The following is a 14,854-nucleotide window of genomic DNA, read 5'->3' as shown; positions in this document are numbered from 1 at the left end:
AAAAATCTGCCCACTAGTAACTAACGGACAGACATTTTTTTATTATTTAAAAATCAAGGGATCTGATTTAATACTTAATTCATTTATATTATTCAAGTACCAATTTCTAATGAAAGGTTCATTCAACAAAATATCGAACCATGAAATTTCTTGGGCAGCATCCATAACAGCAACGACCCATTTTTCATTATCACTCTCACCCATTTGTTGTTGATCATAAATTGTTATTTCAGATTTAGCTAATTTTAAAACAGCACTATTATTTGCGCCTGCTTCAACCATTAACTCATTTTCTGAAGCAAGTACAAATAATTCATCGATAACACTTCGTTTAAGTATATCTTCAGACAATTCGTATCTTGCTGGATTACCTGAATCCAATAGATTAAGATCAACGCTAAATCCATAATCTTCTTTTAAATACGTCGCAAAATCAATTAACATCATTTCAAGATATTTAATCGATTTTGCGTCTAATTTTTCCAAGTAACTAACAATTAAGACATTTGTAATAGCTGTACTATTAATTCGAATCATTCTTTTACGTAAATTTAAATAAAATAAAGATTCTCCTGATTCTTGTGCAACATAATAAGCGCCATCATTATCATCAATTTTAAAGGAAAAACTATCTACGACATTAATCCCAGGTATTTCATGGACAAGTGCTTTTCTAGGCTCTGAGAAGTGTAAAATAGCCGTTTCATTATCATGCAAGTCCATTAAACGGTTAAAGAAGAGTAAACAATAATCTGCAGCACTATATTTTTGCGGGAATGTTAAATAATTAGTGTCAAGTTGATAACCCATCAAACTCATTGCGGCATCAATCAACTCAACTTTATCCTGGGTATTCATTAAAACATCTAATGTTTCCGTAAATTTAATCCCATTGTTCAGACTTAATTTAATTTGTTCATTAAAGTTTACTAAACGCGATTTTGTAGAAACTAACTGCTTTTCTTTTTCAGCCATTATTCAGTCACCTGTCCTTTTTGACTAATTAAGTGAGATAAATAACTGTAATATAAGGCATCATTTTGTTTAGTGAATTTTTCAAAATCACCAAATATACCAATAACACTTTGTCTTTCATAACCAATCAACGTATCTTCTTTGGCTAAACTTAAAACATCAGTCTCACTTGATTTAATATCTTGATATGCACTGCTGGCTTTTTCATCCATCTCAGTTAACTCTGTTAATCTTTCTTTTAACACGCGACGTTCTTCACGAATACGTCCAGCATCCCAAGGACGCCCTTTTTCTTGTGAATTACGTTTCATATCTTCGCGAATTTTGTCTTTTTCAGCGTCACGTTCATCCTGAGAATCAACTAATTCTTGACGTTCTTTATTTTGAATTGATATTTGATTAATTTTATCTGTATTAACACGTTTATTCGTTTCTTCCAATTCAAAAGACTTAGCTAATTTAGCTAGTTCTTCTTCATCAAATTTAAATTCAACATTTAAAACGTCTAAATAGCCAAATTCTTTTCGATCCCACCAATTACCAAAATGAATTTTGAATTTTCCAACTTCCATTTCTTCAAAATAGAAGAATGGATACGTATCACGTAAATATGAGATAAGTTTCAAACTTAAATATTGTTGAATTTGTGGATAATCTTTAATGACCAACTCTTCTTGAATGGCAGATTCCGAAACGCTTCTTTTCTTTAACACTAGTTGTGCGTAACGAGATTGGTTAATGAGTTGATAAACTAATCGATCATCTTCTTGTTTAATCGCCTCTCTAAGTTGATTTAAGTACTCAACTTTTTTAGATAGAGTGCGTTCGATATTGTTTGTAGCTTCACTGTGATCCGATAAATTAAATTGATTGTCTTTTATCATAGTTTACCCCTTATTCATATTTAATGATTATTTTTTTTACTATGTATTGTGATTTTTCTTTGCATAATCAAAAAAACTAAAACAATTTTACTTGTCCTAGTTTCATTATCAATCATTTAGTTAGTCATTTCAAACCTTTATTACACTTTTTTTAATAAAGTTCTAAATATTGATCTCTTTCCCATTCAGAAACTTCTTGACGGTAAGCAGCCCATTCTAATTTTTTGGCTTCAATAAAGCTTGGATATAAATGAGGACCCATTGCTTTTTCCATGATATCATCTTTTTCCAATGCTTTAATGGCATTGTGTAGTGTCGATGGTAAGTCACTAATATGATTATCTTGGCGTTCTTGACGGTTCATTACGTAAATATTTCTATCAACAGATGCAGGTGGTACAACTTTATTTCTAAGTCCATCAAGTCCTGCTTCTAAAATAGCCGCAATAACAAGATAAGGATTAGCAGTTGCATCAACACTTCTTAACTCTAATCGAGTTGATAACCCACGAGCCATTGGTACACGAACTAATGGCGATCGGTTACGTCCAGACCAAGCAACATAAACAGGTGCCTCAAATCCAGGGACAAGACGTTTATATGAGTTAACTGTTGGATTAGTAATTGCTGTGTAACCACGTGCATGTTGTAATAAACCACCTAAGAAGTGGTAGGCATCTTCAGATAATTGCATCTTATCTTTTTCATCAAAGAATGCATTACCATCTTTATGAAATAATGACATATTAATATGCATCCCTGAACCATTAATTCCATTCAATGGTTTTGGCATAAATGTCGCATGTAGACCATGTTTTCTAGCTACCGTTTTAACGACTAATTTAAATGTTTGGATGTTATCACAGGCTTGTAAAGCATCTGCGTATTTAAAATCAATTTCATGTTGGCCAGGTGCTACTTCATGATGAGAAGCTTCAACATCAAAACCCATGTTTTCAAGTTCTAACACGATATCTCGACGACAATTTTCACCTAAATCAACTGGTGCTAAATCAAAATAGCTACCTTTATCGTTTAATTGTGTTGTAGGTTTTCCCGTTATAGGGTCTAATTTAAATAAGAAAAATTCTGGTTCAGGTCCAATATTAAATTCAGTAAACCCTAAATCATTCATTTCTTTTAAGACACGGATAAGGTTATTTCTTGGATCACCTTGGAATGGTTTACGTTCAGCGTTATAAACTTCACAAATAATACGCGCAATTTTTCCATGTTCATGTTCCCATGGGAAAATCATCCAAGTTGATAAATCTGGGTATAAGTACATATCACTTTCTTCGATTCGAACGAATCCGTCGATTGAAGAACCATCGAACATTAATTTGTTTTCTAATAATTTGTCTAGTTGGCTAATCGGAACTTCCACGTTCTTAATAATTCCGAATAAATCTGTAAACATAAGTCTTAAAAATTTAACGTTCTCTTTTTTTGCCATTGTAACAATGTCATCTTTAGTGTATGCAGCTTTTGCCATTTTATCTCTCCTCAGTATTTATAATTTATAGACGCTTGTTTGTGTTAAAAGAAGGATCGTCAGGATTTTTAAGTCCACTAACTGAAAGAAATTCATTTTGAAAAATATGTCTAACATCATTATCTGTCAAAGGCTTTTCTAACAATTTGCGTTGCTTTTTAGCCTGTGCTTCCTTTTCAAAATAAATTTCTTTAATGCCAACCATATTCATGCCTTCATCTAAATAATCTTTAATTTCAAATAACTTATCAATATCATTCAGTGAATACATTCTGCGATTACCATCATTTCTTTGGGGCATAATTAACTCCTGCTCCTCATAATAACGAATTTGACGAGCCGTTAAGTCCGTTAATTTCATTACCGTTCCAATTGGTAATACCGCTAATGATCGTCTGAGTTCCTTCTCTTTCATAAACAAGCCTCCTTTTTAATTACATCCTTATAGTAACAAGGAAATAAATGACTGTCAACGTACAATGTTAGATTTTATAACATAGCTTACAGTCGATTGTTCAATAGAATGTTTTTTCAACTGCAGCTGTAACTGCTAACTTAACATGCGCATACGTTAACCCACCCTGAACATAAAGCGTATAAGGTTCTCTTATTGGACCATCAGCTGACAATTCGACACTAGCACCTTCAACAAAAGTACCCGCAGCCATAATAACTTTATCTTCATAACCAGCCATATCACTTGGTTTTGGTTCAACATATGCATCAACGGGAGATTCACGTTGGATAGCTTGAGCAAACTTAACCATTGGTTCTGGTTTACCAAAGTTAACCGTTTGAATGAGATCAGTTCTTGGTGCATCCCATTTTGGTGACACATCTAATCCCATTTTTTCAAGTAATGCACTCGTATAGATAGCACCTTTAATTGCCTCACCTGTTACATGAGGTGCTAAAAAGAACCCTTGAATAAAATCTCTCATAACATTTAAGGTGGCGCCCTCTTCATTACCAGTACCAGGTGTTGTTAGGCGGTAACCAGCTTTTTCAATTAAATCAGCACGTCCAACGATGTAACCACCCGTTTTAGCTAAACCACCACCAGCATTTTTAATTAGTGACCCTGACATGATATCAGCACCTACCTCTGTTGGTTCAATTGTTTCAGAAAATTCACCATAGCAGTTATCGATAAAAATAATCACATCTTTTGAAATTTTACGAACTTCTTTAATCATCTCAGCAATTTCAGATACCATAAAACTATCTCTAGTTGCATACCCACGAGAACGTTGGATTGCAACAACTTTAACCTTATCCGTTAACTTTTCTTTTAAACCATTAGAATCCATATGATTGTCAGCCGTTAATGGGACGTAATCAAACCCGATACCATATTCTTTCATTGAACCAATACCCGTTCCAGAAATACCAATAACTTCCTGAATCGTATCGTATGGCATCCCAGTAATATATAATAAATCGTCCCCTGGTCGTAACATACCAAAAAGGGCTGTTGAAATTGAATGCGTTCCTGAAACAATTTGTGGTCTCACCATTGCCGCTTCTGTTTTGAAAACATCTGCATAGATACGATCAAGTCCATCGCGGCCGATATCGTCGTATCCATATCCTGTTGATCCGGCAAAATATGTTTCAGAAACATTATTTTTCTTAAAAGCTTCCAAGACTTTTTGTTGGTTAAACAAAACCTGTTCATCAATTTCTTTTAGTCTTGGTTCAATTTGAGTATCAACTTCTCCTACAACATTTGCTAACTCCTGTGATAAATTATCTATCCATTTTTGCATATATTCTTCTCCTTATGACTTTTGTCCTTTTAACCAATCCACTATTTGTATTTCTATTTTACTTAGTTGTTCCGGATGCTCGATTAAATCAAACCAGTTAACTGCCATTTTATTTCTAAACCAAGTTAATTGTCGTTTTGCGTAACGCCTTGAGTTGCGTTTTATTAACTCTGTCGCTTCATCAAGTGATTGTTTTTCTTCAAAATAAGCATATAGCTCTTTATATCCAATACCTTTACTAGCTGGTAAATCATTGGTTTTTTGGTTAAAAAGCCATTTTGCTTCATCAATCAGCCCGGAACCAATCATAAGGTCAACTCGACGATTAATCCGATCATATAGCACTGACCTATCAGTCGATAACCCAATAATAAAGGGGTTAAACTCATCCGTTTTTTGATCCGCTTGCGCCGAAAACAATTGATTTGATTTTTTAATAACCTCTAATGCCCTGATTACTCGTAGCGTATTATTAACTGGAATTTTTAATGCTGCATTTGGATCTAAGCTTTCTAATTCTTGCCAAAGTGCCTCAGGACCGATTTTTTCACTACGTTCTTGTAATTCTTTTCTTAAATTTAAATCGTCGTCATTATCTGTTCCCAATTGAAAATTATCAAGTAATGCCTGTAAATAAAATCCGGTCCCACCAACAATTATTGGTAATTTCCCTCTAGAGGCAATATCACTAATTGCTGCGCGACTTTCGACTGTAAAATCAGCGACTGAATAACGTTCATCACTATTCTTGTGATTAATTAAATAATGTGGAATTCCATCCATCTCATCTTCTGTAATTTTAGCCGTCCCTATATCTAATTTCCGGTAAACTTGCATAGAATCGCCTGAAATAATCTCACCATTAAATTTTTTTGCTAATTTTATCGATAAATCAGTTTTACCAACTGCAGTTGGCCCAACAATTAACAATACTTTTTGCGTCATTTCTAATCTCCTTGAATATCTTTTCGTACTTCTATTGCTTTTGCAGGAAAATCTGTAAAAATGGCATCATATTTCTTTTTAAAACAATAAGTCATATCCTTAACTGAATTAACTGTCCAAGGGCGAATCAGTAGCTTTGGCCAAAATAAGCCATGTCGTTCTCTCAGCCAGGTCACATCAGGGTGTAAGCTAGTGATTAAATGATGCTTAGCCAATTGACGCGACTCTTTAATTTTAAATTGGAATAAACTCGCGAATTCTGCATCAGGATTAATTTTTTGCATTCTACGAATTGAGTTTGGATTAAAACTAGAATACAAAAGATGAATATCTGATGGTAATTGTTCCATTTGTTTATTTACAAGTTCTTCTATACCTTGGTATTCTATATGATTCGTTTTTAATTCTAAATTAAAAGTGCCTTTAAAGTTGTTATCTTTTAACAACTCAATTACTTCTTTTAATGTTGGAATTTGTTCACCTTGATAGTCAGAACTGAATTTAATTCCTGCATCTGCTTTTTTTAATTCCGCTAGTGTCAGATTTACTACCTTACCTGTTAAATTTGTGGTCCTATCAATTTTTTCATCATGCATAATGATTAGTTCACCATCTTTAGACAACTGAACATCAGTCTCAATGCCGTCGGCTCCTGCATCTATTGCGGCCTGAAAACTAACTAACGTATTTTCTGGTCTGGTTCCCTTACTTCCGCGATGCGCATAAATTTTGGTCTGCATATACAAGTCACCCCTAACTTTCAAAAATTATTATATCATTAATCGTAAAATAGCGGTGCTTTTAGTGGCAATTTTAGATTGAATAAGTCATAATAAAGATGTCAAATGAATAAGGAGGTCTACATAATGAAAAACTTTTCAAAAGGTTTCTTAGTCGGAACTGCTGCAACTGTAGGCGCATTAGTTGGTAGCGTCTTTGCCTTTAAAAAAACTGTTGTTGCACCCATCGAAGAAAAAGAACAAATGATTGAAGAAAACCGTAAACGTGCAACACGTAAGAGCCGTTCATCACACCATTCATAAACTAATAAAAGCATTGAAGAATTTTCATTCCTCAATGCTTTTTCTTTTTAGCGTTTTTTTGTTCTACCATCCCATTTTGAAAAACCTGTTTTCAAAATAGTAATATCTGTATAGCCTTGTTTGTGTAATTTATAGGCTGCTCGAGTACTAATCGATTTACCTTGGTCATATAAGTAAAGAGGTAAATCTTTTCTTAAACCACCAATCGCTGTTTTAAATTGAGAATAGGGAATATTTCTTGCTCCCATAATATGAGAAGCATCAAATTCACTTTTTTCACGTAAATCAACAACTTGCGCCTTACGCATACCTTCATTAAATTCTTCATTTGTTACTAATTTAGCTGCACGGCGACCCATATACCAAAGATAAAATTGGTTACCAGCTAACCCAACTAAAATAATAATCAAAATGATATTAATTATTAAACTAACCTTTACTGCTCCTAAAATCATACTAGTTCTCCCCTCAATTATTATTTAATAAACTGACGAGCAAGTGAAGCGGCACCAATAACGCCAGCTTCATTTCCTAATTGTGCTAATTTTAATGATGTTGATGAACGAACTGTTGGGAATGAAAATTGTTTAAAGTATTTAGTAACTTGATCTAATAGGAACGTTCCAGCAGCAGAAACACCGCCACCGATAACAATATATGCTGGATTTAACATATTACCTAAGTTACCACAAGCTAGTCCAAGATAATACGATACCTTATCAACGACCATTTTACCTAAAACATCATTCTCTTTAGCTAAATCAAAAACTAATTTAGATGTAATTTCTTGTCCGTCATCTAACATTTCTTTTAATTTTGATTGGCCAGCAAACTCTTCAGCCATATCACGAGCTACACGTACAACACCAGTAGCTGAAGCATATTGTTCTAAACAACCATGCTTACCACAAGTACACATGTAGCCATTAGGTTCAACTGTAATATGTCCAACTTCGCCACCAGCACCAGCAACACCATGTAATAATGCACCGTTAGCGATAATACCGCCACCAACACCAGTTCCAAGCGTGATGAAGGCAACTTCATCATCATTTTCGCCAGCGCCTTTCCAACGTTCACCTAAAGCAGCAACGTTGGCGTCATTATCAATAGCAAATGGAATTTGTGTACCGGATTCAATATCTGCTTGAACATTTTGCAATGTTTTCCAGTTCAAATTATATGCACCAATAACAGTTCCATCTGCACGATTTACTGTACCTGGTGAGCCCATACCAATTCCAACGAATTGATCAGCAGTCATATCAAATAGTCTGATATGGTGATTAATTGAAGCAATGATATCTGGCACAATATGTGAGCCTTCATCAAGAACGTTTGTTTCAATACTCCATTTTTGTTGAATATCGCCTGTTTCAGTTAAAATAGCGAATTTAACTGTTGTGCCACCTAAGTCGACACCAATTAATTTTTTTTCAATTACCATTATTCAAATTCCTCCACTTACACTCTCAATTATTTTGTTCTTCAACTCGATGTTCATGAGATAGTACAATTTTAGCTCTAGCATAGATTTTGTCATCAATCACTCCTGATCGATGTAAATTATCTAATTCCAATGCCATTAATTCAATATCCCACATACGTTTACCAACATAAACGTACACACCAAATTGTTTCAATAGTTGTTGGACATCATACAAATTTTTCAATTAACGGTCACCACCTTAAACTAGATACTATTAGAAATTCCAATTTTAATCAGAATTAAATTGATAATAATTAAAATAACGAATGCAGCTATCTGTTTAATATGACTGATTCGTGCCAATCTTGGTGCGCCTACAGTCGTTGCGATTAAGAATCCAGATAAAATACCGCCAATATGAGCTGCATTATCTGTACTTGACGACATAAACCCAAACGCAAGATTTAACACAATGAATAGTAAAAATTGCTGCGACATTTGTCTAAAATAGGCACTTTTTCTAAAATTATCACCTAACATTAGGAATGCCCCAAATAAACCAAAAATAGCACCACTAGCGCCTGCCGAAATAGTATCTGGACTGAACGTGAAACTTGCAATATTGCCAGCAATTCCAGCAAGCAAATAAATGCCTGTAAAACGCCAATGACCAAATAACATCTCAATTTGGATACCAATAAAATACAATGTAACCATATTAAGGACAATATGTTCAAATCCAATATGTAAAAATATGGGATTAAATAATCGCCACCACTCGCCGTCCATGATCAGTGGATTATATTTAGCGCCAAATTCAATTAATACATTTGTGTCTTGACTACCACCAGCAAGTGTCATTGCGATGAAAACAATTGCTGATAATCCAATAAAAAAGTACGTCATAAATGGTGTATTTTTGTATTTTGCCAAATTCATAGATAGCTCCTTATTTCATATAAAAATTTACAAAATAACGTTTACAAGATTTTATTTCAACTAGTATAAAAGTTATTTAAAACAAAAAAACAACAGGAAAATTCCCGTTGTTATTTTGTTTCGCGATGTAAAGTAACCTTACGATCACGTGGGCAAAATTTATTAAGCTCAACACGATCTGGATTATTACGTTTGTTTTTACTTGATAGGTATGTCCGTTCATGACATTCCGTACATTCTAATGTAATGTGTACACGCATGGTTGCAACCCTCCATATATTTCTTCATAATTTCATAAGACAATTAGTCTTTAACGTCTTATATAATATCATTATTAATAAGTAAACGCTAGTGTTTTTTTTTATTTGTTAAGGAAATTTACTTTACAGCAATAAAATCAGGTATTAGATGACTTATTTCCTTAATATTATTTATCAGATTCAACAGTTTTCCAAAATGCTGAATAAATTGAAACTGCTGCCTGACCATTCACAGCACTACCTGTATTATTAGCCATTCCAGGGAAAACGAGTGCAACGACCACTTTAGGCTTGTTAGAAGGTGCATATGAAGCCAAACTAAGTGCTTCAGTTTCAGATGTTCCATAGAATGTTTGAGCAGTACCTGTTTTAGCTGAAATTGATGGTGTTACATCACTCATCGCATTCCCAGTTCTCAATGAACTTGATCCATGAACAACCTTATAAAATCCTGATTGAACAACATCAAATTCTGATTTTGTTGCGTTAACTGTACTTAAAATATTAGGTGTCATTTCAGTTTGAACAGAACCTAAAGAACCATCCTCATTTGTTGAACGAATCGCTTTTACAATTTGTGGTTGTAATCTTGTACCACCATTAGCCATCGTTGACATGTATTGCGCTAATTGAATAGTTGTATATGAATCATAATTTCCGAAAGATAAATCAAGTGCTTTACCAATATTTGTTTGGTTAGCTACACCCTCAAAACCAGTTGACTCACCAGGTAAATCAACACCTGTTTTGATACCAAGTCCGAATTGATTAAAGTAACCACGCATTTTGGGGAAAATTGAATTCGACATATCCAGTGAAGAACCACTTGAATATTTGAATCCGCCTTCTCTCATTGCTAACTGCATCATGTACGAGTTAGAAGAAACCATTAATGCATCAGAAGCTGTTAACGCAACGTTAGCTGAACCAGATGTATTAAACCATGATGACTTAGGAGCTGTCCCAGCAAGCTTAATAGGTTCATCAGTTATGGTATTGCTAGTTGGTGTAATTGCCCCATCCATCATAGCTCCCATAACCGTAGCACCTTTTACAACAGAACCCATGGTAAATACTTGATTAATCGACCCTAAAGCATCATCCGTAATCTTACCTGTTTTAATATTTCGATTAACACCGGCCATTGCATAAACGGCACCTGTATTTGGGTTCATGACAACTGCGTAGGCCCCTGGATTATAAGGATTGCTTCCAGCAATTGATTTCACACTATCGTTCATAATCTTTTGAACTTGAGCTTGGAATTTAGCGTTAATATTTAAGACGAGATTATCACCTTTTTTACCACTATATTCTTGTACTTGTTTTACTATTTTACTATTAGCCACTTCAACCTTAGTTTGTGACTTTGTTCCTTTTAAAACATCTTCATATTGTTTTTCTAAATAACTCTGACCAACACTATCATTTCGTGAATAACCTTCAGTCATTAACGTTTCCACGCTATCACTAGGTAGCCCAGTAGCTTCACTAGTGACATTTCCGATGATACTGTTCATACTTTTACCATTTGGGTAACTTCGTGACCAGTTAGTTCCTATTTTAATCCCATTCATCCCTGATAAATGTTCACCTACTTCAGCCATCTCCTTATCGGAAACATCAGAGGTTTTTAAGTAAACAGTTGATAATGAATAAGCACCCGTCATTTTCCCAAAAACAGTAGCAGCTTCTTTTTCTTCATCAGTTAATGAATCAATGTTATTTTTAACAGCATATGCTACTGTCAATGTATTAAAATCAGTAGTTGATAATTTGTTTAACTCAGCAGATGTTAAATTTTTTTCTTTTTTTACAGCAGCAGTGACAGCTTTTAAATGCCCCTTATCCGCTAAGTAGTAATCAGCAGCATTGCGGTCTGTTAATTTACTCGTATCAATACTGACATAGGTTACTAAGTTATTAGCTATCTTATATAAATCAGGCGATAGGATACCTGATCCTTTTGTATAAGTAATTGCTCGAGAAGAATTATTACCAACTAGAACCTTACCTGTTGAGTCATAAACCATCCCACGCTGTACATTCTTAGTTTCTGTTGTCGTATCCGTACTATTAACTGTCGCTTCAAATGAAGCTCCGTTTAAAATTTGTAAATAGGCTAACTGCGCCAGTAATGCTGCAAAAAGTAGGAAAACAATAAAAAACAGGAAATTTAATCTAAATGGAATATGTGATTTATTTTGTTTGCTTCGACCTTGTTTTGTTTTTGGAAGTTTCACGTTTAATTACCTCTCACTGTATCATTATTAGTCTTTTAATTCGTATAAATATATCATTTACCATATTACCACATTTTTAAGATTCATTGGCCCAATAAACAGGCTAACAATTTATATTATAATAAAAACTTTAATAATCAGATTAAATATATTTTTATCTGCTGCTGATTTATGCGGTAAAGTCCCAAATATGCTATTCTTATTACCATACATTAATAGTCAGAGAGGTTTTAAAATGGTTAAGCTTAAAAATTATCTTAAAAAGAATCATGTACTCCTTCTAAGTTTCCTTATTCCTTTATTCATTATGCTTTGTTACTTTATTGGCCGCAAAATGTATCCTTTTGGGAATAGTTCTCTATTAACTGTTGATTTAGGTCAGCAATATATTGATTTTTTCTCTTATTTTAGAGCCACACTTCTCCATCATCCTACTAGTTTTTTCTATTCATTTTCACAAGCAATTGGTGGTGATATGTTAGGTGAGTGGGCATACTACTTAATGAGTCCTTTTAATCTTATTTTCTTAGTATTTCCAGGAAAATCAATTTTAGCGGGTGTTATGGTAGTCACCCTTTTAAAATATGCCTTATCAGGCCTTACGTTCGGTTTATTATTAAAGAAAACAACAAGAATGACTTCACTTTATATCCCATTATTTGCCACAGCGTATGCGCTAATGGGTTGGACGATTGCTAACCAACTTAATTTATTATGGTTAGACGCTGTTATTCTATTACCTTTAGTTATTTTAGGCTTTGAAAAATTACAGTTGAATTCAAAAAGTTGGGCTTATACTTGGTGGCTTGCGTTACTTTTAATCGTTAACTATTATATGGGTTATATGGTCTGTCTTTTTATGATTTTATATTTCTTATATACAACAAGTCGTGTATCTCTATCAGTTAAACAATTTTTTAAAAAATCATGGATTTTCATCTATAAATCTCTAGTTTCTGTAGCAATTTCAGCAATTATCCTCTTTCCAACTCTATTCTCATTGCTTTCAAGTAAGGGAGAATACACGGAAGAATCTATTAAAGCAAAAATTGAATATAATCCTTTAGCGATGCTTTCAAAATTTGTGATTGGTTCATTCAATTTTGATCAAATGCCTTCTGGTTTCCCTAATATTTTTGTAGGGAGTTTGGCTTTAATTGGTTTTATCTTATATTTCATGAATAACCGTTTTTCAATTAAAGAACGGGTTGTCTCTTTTTTAATCACAAGTTTCTTGATCCTATCGATGTGCTTTGAACCTTTAGATTTACTATGGCACGGAATGCAATTTCCAGTTTGGTATCCTTATCGTTTTTCATTTGTATTTTGCTTTTGGATTATCCTTTTAGCTGCTCAACAATTTGAGTACTTTAATCCTATAAAATTCTGGAAATTGAGTATTGTAGGTCTTTTATTCATCGGAATGTTTACGTACTTATTTATATCAAAAGAATCTTATAGTTATTTATCTGATGAAACTTTATTCCTATCAATTTTATTTATTCTTTTAACGTTAATTTTAATTCAGTTCCAAGATCATGCATCACCTTCATTCAAATGGTTGTTATTTGCAAGTGTAATAGCTGAGATGTCATGTAACGCTGTTTATTCATTAGATAACATTAGTTATTTATCTACAAGTGAATACGACGTGTCAACGACTGCCCTAGCAACTGAAAGTAAATCGTTAAAAAAAATTGATAATTCTTTCTATCGTGTCGCACAAACATACAGTCGGACTAAAAATGATGCCATGTCAGCTGATTTTTTCAGCGGTTCCCATTTTAGTTCTGCTTTTTCAAAATCAATCCCAACTTTTTACGGTAAGATAGGACAACCTGATGGTGATAATTATGTCACTTACTCAAATGGTACCTTGGTAACAGATGCCCTATTAAATATGAAGTACGTTTTTACACCAAAACAATTACGGACTTCTAAGGCATTGGACACACAGTTAGAAACATTGACACCACTAACTGAAAAACCTGATACAGCTTACTATAGACCTGTCTCAAATAACTCGTTAACTGAAACGGTTAAAAATCCGTATGCTTTATCAATTGGCTATGCAGCAAATGATACTATATTGACAAACAAGAATAAAACAACTAACCCATTAAGATATCAGTCTGATTGGTTATCTGCTCTAACCGGTATTAATAACGATGCTTTATTTACACCAATTAATTTTAATACTGTCAATTTTGATAACGTTGGTTCACAAATTAATTTAACAAATTCTATTCTAACAAAAACGAAACTAAATAAATCTGGACTAGTCACTTTCACATACACACCAACAACAAACGATGCTTATTATTTAACCTTAGGTTCAGGATTAAGTACTGATAATGTTTTATTTAAATTAAATGGTCACGAATTAAAACAATATAAAACGTATCGAAATACAGTTGTTGTTAATATTGCATCCAATAATAAAGGTAAAAAAATAGTTCTGACAGCTAAATTAAAGAAAAGAACCCTTTTCTTAGAAAACTTTACGCTTTATCAAATGAATGTTAATTCATTTAAATCCCAAATTAAGCAACTAAAATCTAGTGAATTAAACGTTACAAAATACAATCAACATTCAATCACAGGTTCAATATCAGTTAAACGTAATCATCAAGTCGTCTTTACAACGATTCCATACAGTAAAGGTTGGCATGTTAAAGTTGATGGTAAATCCGTAGCAACTAATAAATCATTGAATACTTTTCTCAGCTTTAAAGTTGCTAAGGGAAATCATACCGTTAAACTTATCTATTGGCCACCATACATGGGTATTGGTTTGATCGTCTCAATTTTGGCTATTCTCTTGATACTTATTAAGCCAATTATCGTTCACACAAAAAGATTGATTAAATAG

General features: G+C 33.4%; 15 protein-coding genes. 2 read left to right on the top strand and 13 right to left on the bottom strand.

Going from position 1 to position 14,854, the window contains the following annotated elements; all coding sequences use genetic code 11:
- Positions 1–42: 42 nt before the first annotated feature.
- The 7 genes from AC1RPT_RS02460 to AC1RPT_RS02430 form a co-directional block, all read right to left on the bottom strand.
- Positions 43–975 carry a hypothetical protein gene (locus AC1RPT_RS02460; protein WP_481761234.1) on the bottom strand — a complete coding sequence of 311 codons (933 nt, stop codon included), beginning with the start codon at positions 973–975 and terminating at the stop codon, positions 43–45.
- Entirely contained in the window at positions 975–1,859 is an 885-nt protein-coding gene (locus tag AC1RPT_RS02455) for an exonuclease SbcC (protein ID WP_481761233.1), read from the bottom strand. Before AC1RPT_RS02455 ends, AC1RPT_RS02460 begins: the two co-directional genes overlap by 1 nt.
- Before the next feature lie 151 nt (positions 1,860–2,010).
- Positions 2,011–3,354 (bottom strand): type I glutamate--ammonia ligase, encoded by a 1,344-nt coding sequence (gene glnA / locus AC1RPT_RS02450; protein ID WP_409022650.1) that lies wholly within the window; start codon positions 3,352–3,354, stop codon positions 2,011–2,013.
- Between the two features lie 25 nt (positions 3,355–3,379).
- The gene (locus AC1RPT_RS02445) at positions 3,380–3,769 is read right to left on the bottom strand and encodes a MerR family transcriptional regulator (protein ID WP_481761232.1); all 390 of its coding nucleotides are present in this window, start codon (positions 3,767–3,769) and stop codon (positions 3,380–3,382) included.
- Between the two features lie 100 nt (positions 3,770–3,869).
- A complete protein-coding gene (locus tag AC1RPT_RS02440) occupies positions 3,870–5,123 on the bottom strand; it encodes a methionine gamma-lyase family protein (protein ID WP_481761231.1) in 1,254 nt (417 codons plus the stop codon).
- A 12-nt stretch (positions 5,124–5,135) separates the two neighbouring features.
- The gene (gene miaA / locus AC1RPT_RS02435; protein WP_481761230.1) at positions 5,136–6,068 is read right to left on the bottom strand and encodes a tRNA (adenosine(37)-N6)-dimethylallyltransferase MiaA; all 933 of its coding nucleotides are present in this window, start codon (positions 6,066–6,068) and stop codon (positions 5,136–5,138) included.
- A 2-nt stretch (positions 6,069–6,070) separates the two neighbouring features.
- A complete protein-coding gene (locus AC1RPT_RS02430) occupies positions 6,071–6,808 on the bottom strand; it encodes a glycerophosphodiester phosphodiesterase (protein WP_481761229.1) in 738 nt (245 codons plus the stop codon).
- A 126-nt stretch (positions 6,809–6,934) separates the two neighbouring features.
- Between AC1RPT_RS02430 and AC1RPT_RS02425 the strand changes: the two genes are divergently transcribed.
- Positions 6,935–7,111, top strand: coding sequence for a DUF3042 family protein (locus AC1RPT_RS02425; protein WP_409022655.1), 177 nt, complete (start codon positions 6,935–6,937; stop codon positions 7,109–7,111).
- Positions 7,112–7,158: 47 nt separating this feature from the next.
- Here the strand turns inward: AC1RPT_RS02425 and AC1RPT_RS02420 are convergent, their stop codons facing one another.
- From AC1RPT_RS02420 to AC1RPT_RS02395, 6 genes are all read right to left on the bottom strand, one after another.
- Positions 7,159–7,566 (bottom strand): rhodanese-like domain-containing protein, encoded by a 408-nt coding sequence (locus tag AC1RPT_RS02420; protein WP_481761228.1) that lies wholly within the window; start codon positions 7,564–7,566, stop codon positions 7,159–7,161.
- Positions 7,567–7,586: 20 nt separating this feature from the next.
- A complete protein-coding gene (locus AC1RPT_RS02415; protein ID WP_481761402.1) occupies positions 7,587–8,552 on the bottom strand; it encodes an ROK family glucokinase in 966 nt (321 codons plus the stop codon).
- A 31-nt stretch (positions 8,553–8,583) separates the two neighbouring features.
- A complete protein-coding gene (locus AC1RPT_RS02410) occupies positions 8,584–8,784 on the bottom strand; it encodes a YqgQ family protein (protein ID WP_409022657.1) in 201 nt (66 codons plus the stop codon).
- A 20-nt stretch (positions 8,785–8,804) separates the two neighbouring features.
- The gene (locus AC1RPT_RS02405) at positions 8,805–9,479 is read right to left on the bottom strand and encodes a rhomboid family intramembrane serine protease (protein ID WP_481761227.1); all 675 of its coding nucleotides are present in this window, start codon (positions 9,477–9,479) and stop codon (positions 8,805–8,807) included.
- Positions 9,480–9,589: 110 nt separating this feature from the next.
- Positions 9,590–9,739, bottom strand: coding sequence for a 50S ribosomal protein L33 (gene rpmG, locus AC1RPT_RS02400; RefSeq protein ID WP_057973409.1), 150 nt, complete (start codon positions 9,737–9,739; stop codon positions 9,590–9,592).
- 167 nt (positions 9,740–9,906) lie between these two features.
- On the bottom strand, positions 9,907–11,982 hold the full coding sequence (locus AC1RPT_RS02395) for a peptidoglycan D,D-transpeptidase FtsI family protein (protein WP_481761226.1): 2,076 nt from the start codon (positions 11,980–11,982) through the stop codon (positions 9,907–9,909).
- A 235-nt stretch (positions 11,983–12,217) separates the two neighbouring features.
- Here AC1RPT_RS02395 and AC1RPT_RS02390 point away from each other — a divergent pair, with 235 nt between their 5' ends.
- A complete protein-coding gene (locus AC1RPT_RS02390) occupies positions 12,218–14,854 on the top strand; it encodes a YfhO family protein (protein WP_481761225.1) in 2,637 nt (878 codons plus the stop codon).

The sequence above is a fragment of the Dellaglioa sp. CoH-56-MRSF-11 genome, assembly GCF_056782135.1.
Note: the sequence above shows the minus strand (reverse complement) of the source record. Positions and strands in the feature narration are given on the sequence as shown.

Excerpts from the sequence above, each read along its gene's own strand:
- AC1RPT_RS02460 (WP_481761234.1), bottom strand. The coding sequence starts at position 975 with ATGGCTGAAAAAGAAAAGCAGTTAGTTTCTACAAAATCGCGTTTAGTA.
- AC1RPT_RS02455 (WP_481761233.1), bottom strand. The coding sequence starts at position 1,859 with ATGATAAAAGACAATCAATTTAATTTATCGGATCACAGTGAAGCTACA.
- glnA (WP_409022650.1), bottom strand. The coding sequence starts at position 3,354 with ATGGCAAAAGCTGCATACACTAAAGATGACATTGTTACAATGGCAAAA.
- AC1RPT_RS02445 (WP_481761232.1), bottom strand. The coding sequence starts at position 3,769 with ATGAAAGAGAAGGAACTCAGACGATCATTAGCGGTATTACCAATTGGA.
- AC1RPT_RS02440 (WP_481761231.1), bottom strand. The coding sequence starts at position 5,123 with ATGCAAAAATGGATAGATAATTTATCACAGGAGTTAGCAAATGTTGTA.
- miaA (WP_481761230.1), bottom strand. The coding sequence starts at position 6,068 with ATGACGCAAAAAGTATTGTTAATTGTTGGGCCAACTGCAGTTGGTAAA.
- AC1RPT_RS02430 (WP_481761229.1), bottom strand. The coding sequence starts at position 6,808 with ATGCAGACCAAAATTTATGCGCATCGCGGAAGTAAGGGAACCAGACCA.
- AC1RPT_RS02425 (WP_409022655.1), top strand. The coding sequence starts at position 6,935 with ATGAAAAACTTTTCAAAAGGTTTCTTAGTCGGAACTGCTGCAACTGTA.
- AC1RPT_RS02420 (WP_481761228.1), bottom strand. The coding sequence starts at position 7,566 with ATGATTTTAGGAGCAGTAAAGGTTAGTTTAATAATTAATATCATTTTG.
- AC1RPT_RS02405 (WP_481761227.1), bottom strand. The coding sequence starts at position 9,479 with ATGAATTTGGCAAAATACAAAAATACACCATTTATGACGTACTTTTTT.
- rpmG (WP_057973409.1), bottom strand. The coding sequence starts at position 9,739 with ATGCGTGTACACATTACATTAGAATGTACGGAATGTCATGAACGGACA.
- AC1RPT_RS02390 (WP_481761225.1), top strand. The coding sequence starts at position 12,218 with ATGGTTAAGCTTAAAAATTATCTTAAAAAGAATCATGTACTCCTTCTA.